This window comes from Acidobacteriota bacterium, assembly GCA_035471785.1.
Taxonomy (GTDB): domain Bacteria; phylum Acidobacteriota; class UBA6911; order RPQK01; family DATIPO01; genus JANQFM01.
Window position 1 is genome coordinate 1 of the sequence record DATIPQ010000038.1, and the last position, 14855, is coordinate 14855.

Below are 14855 nucleotides of genomic sequence, written 5' to 3' on the forward strand. Positions count from 1 at the left end.
GTGTTATGCCTGAACGTCTACAGCACCGCCCAGCAGCGAACGAGGCGGCCAAGTTGGTCAACCGCGTCTGCCAGGACTTGGACCTGACGCGCGGCGAACTGGCCGAGCTGATGGGACTGAGCGGCGAGCGGACCATCTTCATGTGGATCGAGGGCAGGAACGCCTTGAAAGGCGCGAACCTCAAGCGGCTTCAGAACGCCGCCAAGTCCATCGATGAGGGCTTTCCGGCCGATGCCGTCAAGCGCTTCTGTCTCGCTGACGACGGGAGTTTGGGCGAGATACGGACCTACCTCAATAGACTCCAGAAAAAGAGCTAGAAAACACCCCGAACCCTTGACGTACTGAATCGGATACAGTACAATTGGGGTATGGTTGTTTGAAGCAAGAAAAAGCATGGCCCGCCGGGTGTTGGCGCACCGCAGCGGGCCGGAATCAGCGCGATTGCTCACGCCGACATTGCACCCTTCATTGTGGGTCATCGCGCTCTTGGAGGTCAAGCGATGACTCCCCCATGCCGCTACTGCGAATCGGATGAAACCCGAAAGTTCGGGAAGCGCTACGACGGTGGCCAGCGCTTCCAATGCAAGACGTGCAAACGCACCTGGAGCGAGCGTAAGTTCGACCACCCGGTCATTGGGCGGATCGACAAGGCCAAGGCCCTGCTCGCCGTCAACTGCCTGCTGGAGGGCTGCTCGGTGCGCTCCACGGCCCGTCTTACCGGCGTCTCGAAGAAAAGCATTCTGCGGCTGCTCAACCGCGTCGCCGTCCGCTGCCGCGAAGTGATGGCCGAGAAGATGCGAAACCTGGACCTGGCTCAGATCCAGGTCGATGAGCTTTGGAGCTTTATCCAAAAAAAGCAGAAGCGGCTTCGCCCCGGCGATCCCTTCGAGTACGGCGACTGCTACACGTTCGTCGCCATCGATCCAGAGTCCAAAGTCATTCCCTGCTTTGCACTGGGCAAGCGGGATGAGCGCACCACGTTCCGCTTCATCGGCAAGCTGGCCGACACGCTGGGCCGGAAGACGCGGCCCCAGCTTTCCTCTGACGGCTTCGAGCCCTACATCAGGACCGTGGCCGATGTGTTCGGGAACGGAATCGACTATGCGCAACTGATGAAGATGTACCATGGCAAGACGGATGAGGGCCGGGAGCATTACTCCCCCAGCGGGCTTATAGCCAGCCTCAAGCGCGTGATCTTCGGGAATCCCGACCGGGGAATGATCTGCACTTCGCATGTGGAACGGTCGAATCTGACTTTCAGGATGTCGATGCGGCGGTTTACGCGGTTGACTAATGGCTTCTCGAAGAAGTTCTCGAATCTGCGGGACGCGGTGAGCCTCCACGTCGCCGCCTACAACTTCACCCGCGTTCATCAGACTCTTGGCGTGACTCAGGCGATGGAAGCAGGGATCGTAGACTCGCTGTGGGGTGTCGAGGACTTGCTGGGATTAGGTTAAGCGTTTGGTTGTTGTGCGCTCACGCGGTCAATGAATTCCTTGATGTTGTCTAGCCTCTCGGCAATGAAGCTTCGCCACTTGCCGTGGCGCCTGTCGATGCCGGGCAACCGCTTGTCGTCAAAGTCGCCTACGATCTCGAAACGCCTTGCTGCCACGCGGTTCAAGGCCAGCATGCGGGGAAACACTTCCTGCCACCACCATTCATTGAGATCATCGTAGTACTGCTGCACCCATTGCTTCAGAGCCTCTGGATCATCGGAAGCAACGTCGCAGGGCCTGTTTTGAATATCGACGCCGACTTTAACGAGGTCGAACAACTCTTCAATCGTGTCCTGCCGCTTCTGCTCAAAGGCTGCCAGTTTTGACTGCTGCTCGCCGTACAGCTTCCCCGGCACGAAGAACAAACAAACGAGCGCAATCACTATCGTTGGTAGGAGCGTGCCGATGACCACAATCTGCACGAACCTCAGCCAGTCGAACTCGCCACCTTCCGCATAGGCTGCTGCTCCAACTGCACCGCCCGCAGCAGTCGCGACCGCGATGATCTTCAACAGCCACTTCTCACCCATCATGAATCTCCAAGACTCTCGCCACGCCTGTCTGACCACGAGGAGATAGAATGCTGCCGCTTGCCGGAAGTCCGCCATTTGGGAGATTCTAGGCTGAGCGGCCAGCAGCCGCAATATCCCTTGCCGTATAATCGAACCATGAGCATCAAATCTCTCCAAGGCAAAGTCGTCGGCTCGGCATTCGAAGCCTTCCAGGGTAAGAATCTTTGCTTCGAACTGGGGTTTCGATACCCAGTTGTTTGACGACTCCGTCAAACTCAGGTTTCTGTACGACGGGGCTGGATGCGCCCACTTGGATTTCGCGCTAGACGACTTCACGAATACCAGGGGCGATCTTTACCCCACCGTGAGCCATCACATCATCCGACTGATCGAAGAGAGACTAAGGCACGTCAAGGCTCGCGTGGCCCAACTTCGCTGAACCGTCCGACCCCCCATCAACACAAAGTCCACCACTACCGACCTAGGATGGTGCACGTTTCCAACGGCTTGCTGCCTCGTAGCGTTGAGGGGATCGCCGCAAGGATGCGCCTCCCACCATTCCGGGAGCGCTTCCGGCTAGTTCTTCGCGTATAAAGTCTGGGCCATGCTGCATCCTAACTGAATTCAGATTGGCCTCGGGGTTGCTACCTGCCTGCCCTCCGAAGCCTCGGCGAAGGAGGGGGCTGACAGATTGCACCCCTTCGGGGTTCTTTCGACTTTGAGGCGCTGCACTAGTTGGGGGCGGCGGGGCGGACGGTGGGCATGGCGCCGCGGATGCTGCCAGTGCGGAAGCGGAGTTCTTGGCGCTGCAAGGCCCTCGGAATCTCCTCGGGCGTTAGGCGGCACAGGTCTTGGCCGAGGAGGACGCAGGTTCCGACCTCGTCGCTGGGGAGGGCTTCGATGATTCTGCGGGCCGCGTCCATCGCCAAGCGCCAGTTTCTTGCCAGCTCCGCGGCATCCGGAGGAGGGCCGGCGAAGGCCAACTCCGCCAGTTCCTCGGGAGCGAACCGGGACATTCTTTGGGCGTGTTCCAGAATGGACGAGGGGCAGAAGCCTGGGTCTTTGCCGCAGGCGGCCCAGGCCAGGTATCCCAAGGGCTGCAGAGCGCGGTCGCATTGGAGGACATCGACCCAGTCGCGCACCTCGCGGCGGCCGACCAAGGCCAACAGCTTGTTGGTGGCGAGGTCGAATGGATGGAGGGCAAGCCCAAGCAGGGGATGCTCAACCAGGGGGAAAAAGCGGTAAGCGCTGTCCCGCGCCCACTCCACGCGCACGCTCTCATCGCCTTTCTTGACTTCGGCTTCAACCAATCCGGGCCGATGGCGCAAGGCGCGAACTGCATAGTCCGACTTTTCAAGACGGGTCTTGTCGGCTTCCCAGGAAGCATCGACCGCTTCCTCGGTGTCGTGAAAGAGGTCGATATCCTGGGAAAGACGAGAGCTTCCCAACAACTCGCTTAGCGCAACGCCGCCCGTCACGTAGCTCTCTCCGGAGCTGATGCGATGCTGGGCTAAGAGCTGGCAGACGGCTCGCTGGATTTGGCTGAGAGCCATTGTCGAATCCTTCCCGCACGCACAAACGCCTCCCGGTCTCCATGCTTTTCGATGTAGCGCAGAGTCCGCAGCGCCGATTCGCGGGTCTCCGGGTAAAAGTCAGGCCGCAAGAACCATAGGCAGCGCGTCCTGTATTCGTCCACGAGAGCGCGCAGTTCGTCATCCATAGCCATCAGAGTATAACGGCCCCGCAGATGAGACGGAGAGAATACTAGTGCTGCCGGTCATAAATTCTGAGCCAGGGCCCCTCCGCTTCTTGTCCCTTGAAAGGGACAGATTCGCCAGCCCAGCGACTGTGTTAGAAGTCAAGTCCGGGCCCGCTGAAGGCGAGCGATTCGCCAGCCCAGCGACTGTGCTAAAAGTCAAGTCCGGGCCCGCTGAAGGCGAGCGATTCGCCAGCTCAGCGACTGTGTTAGAAGTCAAGTCCGGGCTCGCTGAAGGCGAGCGATTCGCCAGCCCAGGGTCAGCCCCGGCGAGCGCAAGCGAGACGGCGGCGCCACCCTGGGTTTAGGACAGCCAAGGGACGAACGCTGAAAGCGTGGAATAACGCAACAGGGTGGCTCGCTCTGACGCACTGCACTAGGGATCAGTGAGCCGATTAGTTGGACTCATCGGCTCAGAATTTGGGCGTATGTAAGGCGATTATCGCTTGTAGCGCACAATTTCGTTAGGACTTGGCTGCTGCTATGACGAAGAGGGCGTTGTCGGTCTCCGTGTCCCTCGGCACGAGGGTGCGCAGGCCGCTGTCCAGGGTCACAAGCCGGCCCTTGTTGCGAAGGGCGAGTGCTAGAAGGTGTGCATCGGTGACCTGCCGGTAGCCCTGTATCCGGCTGGTATCGAAGTCAGGGGAATCCTCCGTCAGGTTGATGTCATCTGTCCAAAAACGGTGTCCCGGAAGCCTGGCCATCTGGCGCAAAAGAGCGATCGCCTCGCGCGGCGTCTTGGCCTCACCGAGGACTCGCCGGTTAGACGATACCCGAACGAAACCGCTTTGAGTTACAGGACAAGTGGCCCAACCGCTCGAATGGTGGCGGCGAAACCAGTCCAGGGCCAGAGCGTGATGAATGTGGTTGGGCCAAGCCAGCGCGATCAGCAAGTTCACATCCAAGAGTGATATCAACTGTCCGGCTCCTCGGCCTTTCGAACCATCTCGGGAGTTATGGGAGAGGCGCCTGAGGACACAGAGAACACGGGAAAGCCCTCCTCATGGTCCATGGCGGAAGAGGATGGCGCTAAGCCACGCCGCGCCAACTCGCTGATGACTTCCCCAAGGGAGCGTTCTTCCGACTTGGCCAAGCTGCGGGCCGCCTCCAATATGTCGTCGTCAATCCGCAAGGTTGTTCTCATCGCCGGCATTATCGCATCACAGCATCACGATGTCAACGCCGCCGCGCTCGTTCGCCGGGTCACTCCGAGCGGAGGGCTTGGGTGGGATTGATTCTTGTGGCCCGCAGGGCGGGGAGGGTCATGGCCAGGAGGGCGGTGAGGGTCAGCAGGGCGAAAGAGGCGGCGAGGACGCGCCAGTCCCAGGGGTCGAGTTCGAAGAGGAAGCGGGAGATGCCTTGGGAAAGGTAGAGCGAAGTGGCCACACCCAGCAGGAGGCCGCACACCACCGGGATGATTCCCTGCCCTACGATCAGGCGCAGGACGTCGGGGCGCTTGGCGCCTAAGGCCATGCGGATGCCGATTTCGGCCGTGCGGGTACGCGTCATGTAGGAGATGACGGCGTAGAGTCCCACCACCGCCACCAGCAGGGCGGCCAGGCCGAAGGCCACGAACTGAGGAGCGGTGCGGCGGTAGACGGTGGTGCGTCCGTAGATGAGGCGCTGCATGCTCATGGTCTCGTGAAGGGCCAGGTTGGGGTCCATGTCGAAGAGCAGGTCGCGCAGGGGTTCGATGTAGTCGTCGGGCCGCCCCGAGACGCGCAGGGCCACGCTCATCGAGGACGGGTCGTGCTGGGCCAGGGGGATGTACATTCCCTGCGGAAAGGCGTTGACGTCGGTGTCCATCCACATGTGCGGGGCCACGCCGATGACCGTCATCCAGGGAGCCTCGGAATCGGGGCCTCCCAGCCGGATGCGGCGTCCCAGCACGGGTCCCTCGGCAAAGTACCGGCGCACGAAGTCTTCGTTGACGATGACGACCGGTTCCGAATCGGCATTGTCGGCCGGGCTGAAGCCGCGTCCCCGCAGCAGGCTCTTTTCGAAGGCGGCGAAGAACTCGGGAGTCACGATGTCGCGATAGCCGAGAGGATAGCGGTCGGACGGGTAGCTCTCTCCCTCGATGGCAAAGCGCGTCCCTCCTCCCCGCCTGATCATGGGCAATTGGGTGGCCAGCGCCGCTTCGCGTACGCCGGGGAGAGTCCTGGCGCGGCGCTGCAGTGCGTCCCAGAAGCGCAAGCGGTCCTCCCTCTCGGGATAGCTGTTTCGGTCCAGCGAAACCCGGGCCGTGAAGACGTCGTCGATGGCGAATCCGTAGTCGACGGTGTAGAGGTTGAGGGCGCTCTGCACCATCAGTGCGGCGATAAAGAGCAAGGCTCCTCCCAGGCCGATCTGCAGGGCCAGGAATCCGCTGCCCAGGCGGCTGAAGCGGCCTCCCGTGTGGCCGCGTGATCGTTGGCGCAGCAGCTTCTCCAGATTCATGCGCCGAAGCTGCAGGACGGGGAAGGCTCCGGCCAGCCCGCAGGCAGCGAGAACCGAAGCCAGCACCACCACCCAGGCCAAGCGGTCCATCTTGAAGATCCACCAGATGTAGCCATCGGGCCACTGGGCCTGGTACCAGCCCAATCCCCACCAGGCCAAGACAGCGCCCAGAGCGCCTCCCAACACCGCCAGCACGGCGCTTTCGGCCAGAAACTGACGGAGGATGCGTCCGCGTCCCGCTCCCAGAGCCCGGCGCAGGCCCAGCTCGCGCAGCCGCGAGTAGCCCCGCAGCAGCAGCAGGTTGGAGACATTGGCCAAAGCCACCAGCAGAATCAGTCCTCCCGCCCAGGTGGTGAGGCGCATCTGGGTGATCATGGTGGCCGAACGGTAGGCGTGGGCAAAGGGGCGGACGCGCAGTTCGTATCCCTGGTGGCTCTCGGGACGGGCATTTCGCAGACTCTCAGCCAGCGCGTCCAGTTGGGCTTGGACCGCCGACAAGCCGGCCCCTTCCGAAAGGCGGCCCAGCCCGTCTACGCCCATGCCGGCTGAGGGGGAGGAGTGGTCCGCGAGGGGCAGGGGCAGCCAGAGTTGCATCCCGATCCAGGGGAAGCTGAAGTGGCGGGGCATGACCCCCACGATCTCCACCGGGGCGCCGTCGACGGTGACCGTCTCGCCCACGATGTCCCGCCGCGATTGGAAGCGGCTGCTCCAAAGCCCGTATCCCAGCACCGCCACCGAGGGCGCCGAGGCCTGGTGGTCGTGCTCCAGCAAAGCCCGCCCCAACATCGGGGACGCCTCCAGCAGGGGGAAGAGCGAGGCGGTGGCGTAGAGCGCCTCCACCTGCTGAGGCGGACGTCCGGGGCTGGCCAGGTTGACTTGGTCGCTGCAGTAAGCGGCCAGGTCCTCGAGGGTGGACGCGGCGCGGCGGATTTCCCAGAAGTCGGCCAGGCCCAGGTCCATATGAGGACGTCCCTGAGAAGGAAGGGCGGCCGAGACGTGAACGGCGCGCTGGGGCTCAGAGACAGGGAGTCCCCGGCCGAACGACCCGTAGTAAACGCCGAAGGCATAAGTGGCCACACCCACCCCTGCTCCCAGGGCCAACACCGCCACCAGCGAATGGCGCCAATGGCGCAGGGCCAGCCGCACTCCCAGGCGCAGGTCCGAGGTCAGATCGCGCAGGTAGATCGCGGGGCGGCCCTTGAGTGGCGCGCCGGGGGGCCGCCGGCCCGTCCGCAGGTGGTGGATCCAGGTCTTGAAGAGGTCCTTGGCCAGCGTCCCCCAGACCCTGTGCCTTTTTCGGCCCAGGCGCTCCTTGAAAAGCTCGGTCATGGGGTCGCCGTAGGACTCCCGCAAGGCGGAAGGATAGAGCCGAAGCAGAACGCGGAAGAGCTTTTCCGACAGCGGACGCCGGTCTTTCATATCAGGACGACTCCCCCGCTGCCTTCTTGGCCCGGGCTTCGGCCAAAATGCGCGATTGCAGGCTCACCTCGGCTTGCAGAGCCGCCCGTCCCGCCGCGCTGAGCTGGTAATAACGCCGCCGGGGATCGGCGCCCCCGCAGCCCCCGGCCTCGGCTTCCTCGATCAGCCCTTCCTCGGCCAGGCGCTTGATGGAGCCGTAAAGAAGTCCGGGCCCCAGCACGATCTCACCGTCCGTGAAACGCTCGACCTCGGCCGCTATCCCCAATCCATGACGTCCGCGGTCGGACAAAGCCAGCAGGATGTAGTAGTTCGTCCTGGTCAGGTTGTGAGTGGCCATACAAGCATTCCCTTTACTATCAAAATCTGATATATCGAAACCTGATAATAGCAGCTTGGCCCTGTCTCGACAAGAACTTTTTCTTAGCCTGGTGGAGAATACCCTTGAGGAGAAGAAGAGCTCCCAGGCGCTCGGCTAGGGCCACTAGGTGGCCAACAAGTTCACACACGGGTCAAGTTTCAGCGACCGCGGTGAAGGCTCAATTGCCCTCGGCGGTATGAGGTCGCTCGCTACAGCTAGAGCAACGCTTTCAGGCGGGGGTTTTCTTCCAGGATGATGGTTTCGTCGCGGTCGGGGCCCAGCGAGATGATGGAGATGTCGGTCTTGATCAGATCGGAGAGGCGGTTGAGGTAGTCGCGGGCCTGGCGGGGGAGGTCGTCGTAGTTCTGGATGCGGGTGGTGTCGGTCTTCCATCCGGGGTGGGACTCGTAGACGGGCTCGATGTCGTCGAGGACCTCCATGTCGACGGGGAAGAAGCGCAGCGTCTCGCCGCGGTAGCGGTAGCCGGTGCAGATCTTGATCTCGTCCAGCTCGTCGAGGACGTCCAGCTTGGTGATGACCAGGGTGGAGAGGTCGTTGATGAGTGCGGCGTAGCGCACCACCACGGCGTCGAACCATCCGCAGCGGCGGGGACGTCCGGTGGAGGCCCCGAACTCGGCTCCCACCTTGCCGATGTGCTCGCCCACCTCGTCGGTCAGTTCGGTGGGAAAGGGGCCGCTGCCCACCCGGGTGGTGTAGGCCTTGGCGATGCCGATGACGCCGTCGATGCGGCTGGGGCCGATTCCGGTGCCGACGCAGGCGCCGCCGGCGGTGGCGTTGGATGAGGTCACGAAGGGATAGGTTCCGTGGTCGACGTCGAGCTGGGTTCCTTGAGCCCCCTCGAAGAGGACGCTCTTGCCCTGGGCGATGGCGCCGTTGAGATACTCGGCGGTATCGGTGACAAAGGGCAGGATCTGGGGCGCCAGCTCCATGTAGTCGCGGTAGATGCTCTCGCTGTCCAGAGGCTGGACGCCGTAAACGTGCTTGAGCACCTCGTTCTTGAGGCGGACGCGTTCTTCGAGGCGCTTGCGGAAGGCCTCCGGACGCTCAAGGTCGCCCAGGCGCAGGCCGCGGCGTCCCATCTTGTCTTCGTAGCAGGGCCCGATGCCGCGCGAGGTGGTTCCGATGGCGTCGGGTCCCAGGCGGCGTTCCTCGCCGCCTTCAACGGCGGGATGGTAGGGCATGATGAGGTGGGCGCGGTTGCTGACGAAGAGCCGTCCCTGGAAATCGATCTCGGGCAGCATCTCGATCTCTTCCTGCAGCGCGAAGGGATTGACGACCACTCCGTTGCCGATCACGCAGGCTTTGTCGGGATGAAGGATGCCCGAGGGAATCAGGTGCAGGACGTACTTCTTGCCGGAGATGATGACGGTATGTCCGGCGTTGTGTCCGCCCTGGTAGCGGGCCACCACGTCGAAGCGTTCGGTGATCAGGTCGACGATTTTGCCTTTGCCTTCGTCGCCCCACTGGGTCCCCACAATGATTACGTTGGCCATTCCCCTGTCCGTCCGCCCCAACACACAGCCGGGCCATCGAGTCCGGCGGACGCCGGTCAAGCGGCTGCCCGACGGCCTCGATGGCCCGGCTGAATCAAAATCACAAGCGCCTGCTCAGCCCCATGTCAGGCGGACTGGCGAGCCTGCAGTTGGTTGTCGATCATGCGGGAGATGTTCTCGCCCGAGGTGTTTCCAACGATCTGGTCCTTGATGACGCCGTCTTTGAAAAGCAACAGCGTGGGAATCCCCTTGATGTTGTACTTGGCCGAGGTCTCCTGGTTGTTGTCGACGTTGAGCTTGACGAACTTGGCACGGTCGCCGTACTGGCCGGCCACCTTGTCGACGGTGGGGGCCAACTGGCGGCAGGGACCGCACCAGGGAGCCCAGAAATCGACCAACACAGGCACATCGGCCTCGAGGACTTCTGTCTTGAAATTGGAATCGTTGACTTCGTGAACGTTGCTGCTCATTTATCTGCCTCCAAACTGAGTTCCGCGCAGGCCCTTCACAGGCGAGCCCATGCTACCATATCGGACGTTACGCATGAGCGTCCGTCCTAATAAATCCCTCGGCCAGCACTTCCTGACCGACGAGAACATTTGTCATAAAATCGTCCGCTTCGCCCGCATCCGTCCCCGCCAGCGGGTCCTTGAAATCGGACCGGGTACGGGACAGTTGACTCGGGCCCTGCTGCAAGCCGGAGCCCGGGTGCGCGCCGTCGAGGTCGACCCTCAACTGGCTGAACGCCTGCGCCGGGGCCAAGGCATCGCGCAAGAGATGCAGGAACGGCTGGAAGTGGTCGAGGGCGACGTTCTCTCTCTCGATTGGCAAGAACTTGCCCCGCTCAGCCTCGCTTCCAACCATGGGGACAGTGTAGAGGAGGCGCCTGTCAAAATCGTCGGCAACCTGCCTTACAACATCGCGTCCCGCATACTCTTGAAGATGATCACGGGCCTGGACAGGTTTCAGCGCGCCGTCTTCATGATCCAGAAGGAAGTGGCCCGGAGGGTGGCCGCCGGGCCGGGCGGGAAGGACTATGGCTCGCTGACTCTTTCGCTGCAGTATCACTTCGCGGTAGAGACGGGATTCGACGTGCGTCCGGGATCGTTTCGTCCGCCGCCCAAAGTCATGTCAAGCGTGCTGGCGCTGACTCCGCTCGATCGCCGTCCCGACACGCCGGAGGCCAAGGCTTTTCACCGCCTGGTGCGCATCGCCTTCCGCCACCGGCGCAAGACGCTCTACAACAACCTCAAGGGAGCCTTCGACGACGAGAGCATCCGGCAGGCCTTGGGGTCCTGCGCCATCGAAGCCCGCCTGCGCCCCGAACAACTCGATTTGCAGGCCTTTCTGTGTCTGTGCCGGGTGTTATAATTCGCCCCTAAGCGATGAACAAATCAATAGAAGTCATACCTTTGGGGGGCGTGGGCGAGTTCGGCATGAACTGCTCGGTCCTCCGCAGCAAAGATACGGCCATTCTGGTGGACGCCGGAATGACCTTCCCCCGCAGCGACAAAGGAAGCGAGCTGGGCGTCAACGTGGTGGTCCCCGAAATCGATTACCTGCTCAAGCACCGCGATGAAGTGAAGGCCATCTTCCTCACCCACGGACATGAGGACCACATCGGCGCCGTTTCCTACATCGTGGACGAGATCAACGTGCCCGTCTACGGAAGTCCTCTGACGCTGGGGCTGGTGGAAAACCGTCTCAAGGAACGCGGACTCGACTCCAAGGTCGAACTGCGCACGCTGGAGGCCCGCAAGCCGGTCAAGGCAGGCGATTTCACGGTAGAGCCGATCCGGGTCACCCACTCCTTTCCCGAGTCCTTCGCCTTCGCCATCCAGTGCGCGGCCGGACGGCTGCTGTGGACGGGCGACTTCAAGTTCGACCAGACTCCCATCGACGGCATCACCAGCGACCTTCACCGCCTGGCGGCCCATGGCGAAGAGGGCGTCCTGGCCCTTTTCTCGGACAGCACCAACTCTCACGCTCCGGGACTGTGCCCTTCCGAGCACTCGGTGTGGGAGCCTTTCCGGGGCCTTTTCCGCAAAGCCGAAGGCAAGGTGGTCATTTCCTGCTTCTCCAGCAGCATCCACCGCATGCAGATCGTCCTCGACCTGGCCCGCGAGTTCGGCCGCCAGGTGGCCCTGGCGGGACGCAGCCTCAATCAGAACCTGCACATCGCTTCCGATCTGGGCTATCTCAAGGTGCCCACCGACATCTTGATCAACACCAACCAGATCAGCGACCTCGATCCCGACCGGGTCATCATCCTTGCGGCGGGAAGCCAGGGCGAGCCCATGTCGGCCATGAGCCGGCTGGCCCTGGACGAATTCCGGGGAGCCGGCATCAGCGAGGGCGACCTGGTGATCCTCTCCACCCGCGTCATCCCTGGCAACGAGATGCGCATCGGCGCCATGGTCGACCATTTCTACCGGCGCGGAGCCCGCGTGGTCATGTCCTCGGACGCAAAGGTGCACGCCTCGGGGCACGGCTTCCGCGAAGACCTCAAGCTGATGATCAGCCTCATCCGCCCCCGCTACTTCATCCCCATCCACGGCGACTACCGCCAGTTGAAGGAACACACGGTGGTGGCGCGCGAGCAAGGCATCCCGCAAGAGAACATCCACCTGATCGAAAACGGGGACGTCCTCAGCATCAGCCAGGAGAAAGCCGAGGTGGTCGACCACGTCCACGCCGGACGCCGCTTCATCGACGAGGGCTACACCGGAGAAGTCCACGAACTGGTACTGCGCGACCGCCGCTTTCTCTCCGAGGACGGCTTCCTGGTGGTGCTCATGCGCATGGACCGCTTCGCAGGCGAACTGATCGGCGATCCCGAGATCATCTCCCGCGGCTTTGTCCTCATGGAGGACGCCGAAGACCTGCTGGAAGCGGCTAAGCAAATCGTCATCGACGCCATCGAGGAGACCGACGCCGAGAAACTGCGCGACGAAGACCTCTTCAAGGAAGAAGTGCGCAAACGCCTCAAGCGCTTCTTGCGCAAGAAGACCGGCAAGCGTCCCATGATCCTGCCGGTGACTCTGGAAATATAGCAACTCGGGGCCCGCGAACAGGCTACAATGACGGCCAGGTGGTGAAATGATGGAGCAAGTCAAGAAGCTCAACGAACTCTACGGCCTCTCGCTGATGGCGGTAGCGGGCTTGCTGGTGCTGGCCCTGTTCAGCTACAGCTCGCAGGACCCCTCCTGGAACGTCTCCTCGCCGGCCGGCGACATCGCCAACTACGCGGGACGCTTCGGCGCCTGGCTGGCCGACAGCCTCTATCAAGTACTGGGCTTCCCTGCGCTGCTGCTGCCGCTGGTCTTCTTCATGCTGGGCTATCGGCGCTTGCGCGGCCGCGCTCCGCTCAGCGGACTCAAGCTCAAGGCGGTGGCCCTGGCCGTGCTGCTGGCGGCCCTGGCTACCGGACTCAGCCTGCTGCAATCGATAACACCCCAGCCTGCCGGATTCTCTCCCGGAGGGGTCGTGGGCTCGGTGCTGGCTCAAAAGATGCTGGTTTACTTCAACCGGCCCGGTTCGCTCCTCATCGTACTGGCTGCCGTCCTGGTCACCCTGGTGGCCACCACCCGCCTTTCGGTGGATGCCTGGCTGGAGTGGTTGGGCGCCCGCCGCTGGCGTCTGCCCTCCTGGGTCAGCCACTCACTGCTGAAACGGGACGCAGCCGGCCAGACCCGGGGCCGGAGCGAGGGCAATGCAGCGGCTCCCGAGCCCATACCCATCGAAGAAGAAGCCCCCTGGGAAGGCCCGTCCGATCAAGAGGCGCTGGGCGGCTCGCTAGAGCAGCCCAAGGTCAAGCTGGAAGAGGAGTACGCCGCCCGCCTCTCAGGCAAGAAGGGCAAGAACGAGTATCCGCTCTTTCCCGAGTTGAGCGAGGGACGCGAGGTCAAACTGCCTTCCCTCGATTTCCTGCGCGAAGCCGACGAAAAGGCTCACATCAACAAGGCCGCCCTGCTCACGCGGGCCCAGCAGCTCAAGAACAAGTACGCCGAGTTCGACGTCCACGGCAACGTGCTGCAGATTCATCCCGGACCCGTCGTCACCACCTTCGAGTACAAGCCCGACGCCGGAGTCAAGTACTCCAAGGTCACCAGCCTGGAGCAGGACCTGTGCCTGGGACTGAAAGCCGAGTCGGTGCGCATCGACCGCATTCCCGGCAAGAACACGGTGGGAGTGGAAGTCCCCAACGACAACCGCCAGACCATTTTCCTGCGCGAAATCCTGGCTTCGGGAGCCTTTCACCAAGCCCAGTCACCCATCACCCTGGCGCTGGGAAAGACCATCAACGGCACCACCTACCTCGCCGACCTGGCCCGCATGCCTCACCTGCTCATCGCCGGCGCCACCGGATCGGGCAAGAGCGTGGGCCTGAACTGCATGGTCTGTTCGATTCTCTACAAGGCCCAGCCTTCCCAGGTGCGATTCATCATGGTCGATCCCAAGCGCCTGGAGCTGGGGCTCTATGCCGACATCCCCCACCTGCTGACCCCCATCGTCACCGATCCCAAGAAGGCTTCCAACGCGCTGGCCTGGGCGGTCAACGAGATGGAGCAGCGCTACAAGCTGCTGGCCCGTCACGGCGTCCGCAACATCGCCCAGTTCAACGCCCTGATGCGGGAGAAAGGGGACGAGCTGGAGGCCCAGGGGGCCGAGGAATGCACTCCCCTGCCCTATATCGTCATCGTGGTCGACGAACTGGCCGACCTGATGATGACCGCCGGCAAAGAGGTGGAAGCCTCGCTGACGCGCCTGGCTCAGATGGCCCGGGCCATCGGCATCCACCTCATCCTGGCCACCCAGCGGCCCTCGGTGGACGTCATCACCGGACTCATCAAGGCCAATTTCCCCTGCCGCATGTCTTTCCGCGTCTCCTCGCGCATCGACTCGCGCACCATCATCGACGGCAACGGGGCCGAGAGCCTTTTGGGAATGGGCGACATGCTCTTTTTGCCTCCCTCCACCTCGCGCCTGGTGCGGTTGCACGGTCCATACGTGAGCGAAAAAGAAATCGCTAAAATCACCGCCTTCCTGCGCGAGCAAGCCCAGCCTCAGTATCAGGAGGAAATCCTGGACAGCCAGGAAGAAGACGAGAGCGGACTGGTCGACATCGGCGATATGGAAGACGATCTCTTCGACGAGGCAGCCCGCTTCGTGGTGGAAACCCGCAAGGCCTCCACTTCATTGCTGCAACGGCGCTTCCGCATCGGCTACGGACGCGCCGCCCGTCTGCTCGACATGATGGAGCACGAAGGGCTGGTGTCGCCCCCCGACGGAACCAAGCCCCGCGACGTGCTGGTCGAGGCCAACTATTTCAAGGAAGTCGATCAACGCGACTGACATTGA

The 14855-nt window shown here is 62.5% G+C and carries 12 protein-coding genes and 1 pseudogene; 5 read left to right on the top strand and 8 right to left on the bottom strand.

Annotation, left to right across the window (positions count from 1 at the left end):
• On the top strand, positions 1-317 hold a 317-nt coding region (locus VLU25_05755; GenBank protein ID HSR67428.1), incomplete at its 5' end, for a hypothetical protein.
• A gap of 183 nt (positions 318-500) precedes the next feature.
• Positions 501-1457, top strand: coding sequence for an IS1 family transposase (locus tag VLU25_05760; GenBank protein HSR67429.1), 957 nt, complete (start codon positions 501-503; stop codon positions 1455-1457).
• Here VLU25_05760 and VLU25_05765 read toward each other — a convergent pair.
• The 8 genes from VLU25_05765 to trxA all read right to left on the bottom strand — a co-directional run bounded on the left by VLU25_05765 (position 1454) and on the right by trxA (position 9964).
• Positions 1454-2104, bottom strand: a complete 651-nt coding sequence (locus tag VLU25_05765; GenBank protein ID HSR67430.1) for a hypothetical protein — start codon at positions 2102-2104, stop codon at positions 1454-1456. The two genes, VLU25_05760 and VLU25_05765, sit on opposite strands and share 4 nt — an antisense overlap.
• A 635-nt stretch (positions 2105-2739) precedes the next feature.
• On the bottom strand, positions 2740-3561 hold the full coding sequence (locus VLU25_05770) for a nucleotidyl transferase AbiEii/AbiGii toxin family protein (GenBank protein HSR67431.1): 822 nt from the start codon (positions 3559-3561) through the stop codon (positions 2740-2742).
• Between the two features lie 667 nt (positions 3562-4228).
• Positions 4229-4681 (bottom strand): TA system VapC family ribonuclease toxin, encoded by a 453-nt coding sequence (locus tag VLU25_05775; GenBank protein HSR67432.1) that lies wholly within the window; start codon positions 4679-4681, stop codon positions 4229-4231.
• Entirely contained in the window at positions 4678-4908 is a 231-nt protein-coding gene (locus tag VLU25_05780) for an antitoxin (GenBank protein HSR67433.1), read from the bottom strand. The genes VLU25_05775 and VLU25_05780 overlap by 4 nt, the downstream gene beginning before the upstream one ends.
• Positions 4909-4967: 59 nt before the next feature.
• The gene (locus tag VLU25_05785; protein HSR67434.1) at positions 4968-7622 is read right to left on the bottom strand and encodes an ABC transporter permease; all 2655 of its coding nucleotides are present in this window, start codon (positions 7620-7622) and stop codon (positions 4968-4970) included.
• 1 nt (position 7623) lies between these two features.
• On the bottom strand, positions 7624-7959 hold the full coding sequence (locus tag VLU25_05790; protein HSR67435.1) for a PadR family transcriptional regulator: 336 nt from the start codon (positions 7957-7959) through the stop codon (positions 7624-7626).
• A 236-nt stretch (positions 7960-8195) separates the two neighbouring features.
• The gene (locus tag VLU25_05795; protein HSR67436.1) at positions 8196-9494 is read right to left on the bottom strand and encodes an adenylosuccinate synthase; all 1299 of its coding nucleotides are present in this window, start codon (positions 9492-9494) and stop codon (positions 8196-8198) included.
• Positions 9495-9619: 125 nt separating this feature from the next.
• On the bottom strand, positions 9620-9964 hold the full coding sequence (gene trxA / locus VLU25_05800) for a thioredoxin (GenBank protein ID HSR67437.1): 345 nt from the start codon (positions 9962-9964) through the stop codon (positions 9620-9622).
• Positions 9965-9995: 31 nt separating this feature from the next.
• On the opposite strand from trxA, the pseudogene rsmA reads away from it, so the two are divergent.
• The 3 genes and pseudogenes from rsmA to VLU25_05815 all read left to right on the top strand — a co-directional run bounded on the left by rsmA (position 9996) and on the right by VLU25_05815 (position 14849).
• Positions 9996-10865: pseudogene (gene rsmA, locus VLU25_05805) on the top strand (16S rRNA (adenine(1518)-N(6)/adenine(1519)-N(6))-dimethyltransferase RsmA).
• A gap of 14 nt (positions 10866-10879) precedes the next feature.
• Positions 10880-12547 carry a ribonuclease J gene (locus tag VLU25_05810; protein HSR67438.1) on the top strand — a complete coding sequence of 556 codons (1668 nt, stop codon included), beginning with the start codon at positions 10880-10882 and terminating at the stop codon, positions 12545-12547.
• 46 nt (positions 12548-12593) lie between these two features.
• The gene (locus tag VLU25_05815; GenBank protein HSR67439.1) at positions 12594-14849 is read left to right on the top strand and encodes a DNA translocase FtsK; all 2256 of its coding nucleotides are present in this window, start codon (positions 12594-12596) and stop codon (positions 14847-14849) included.
• Positions 14850-14855 lie beyond the last annotated feature (6 nt).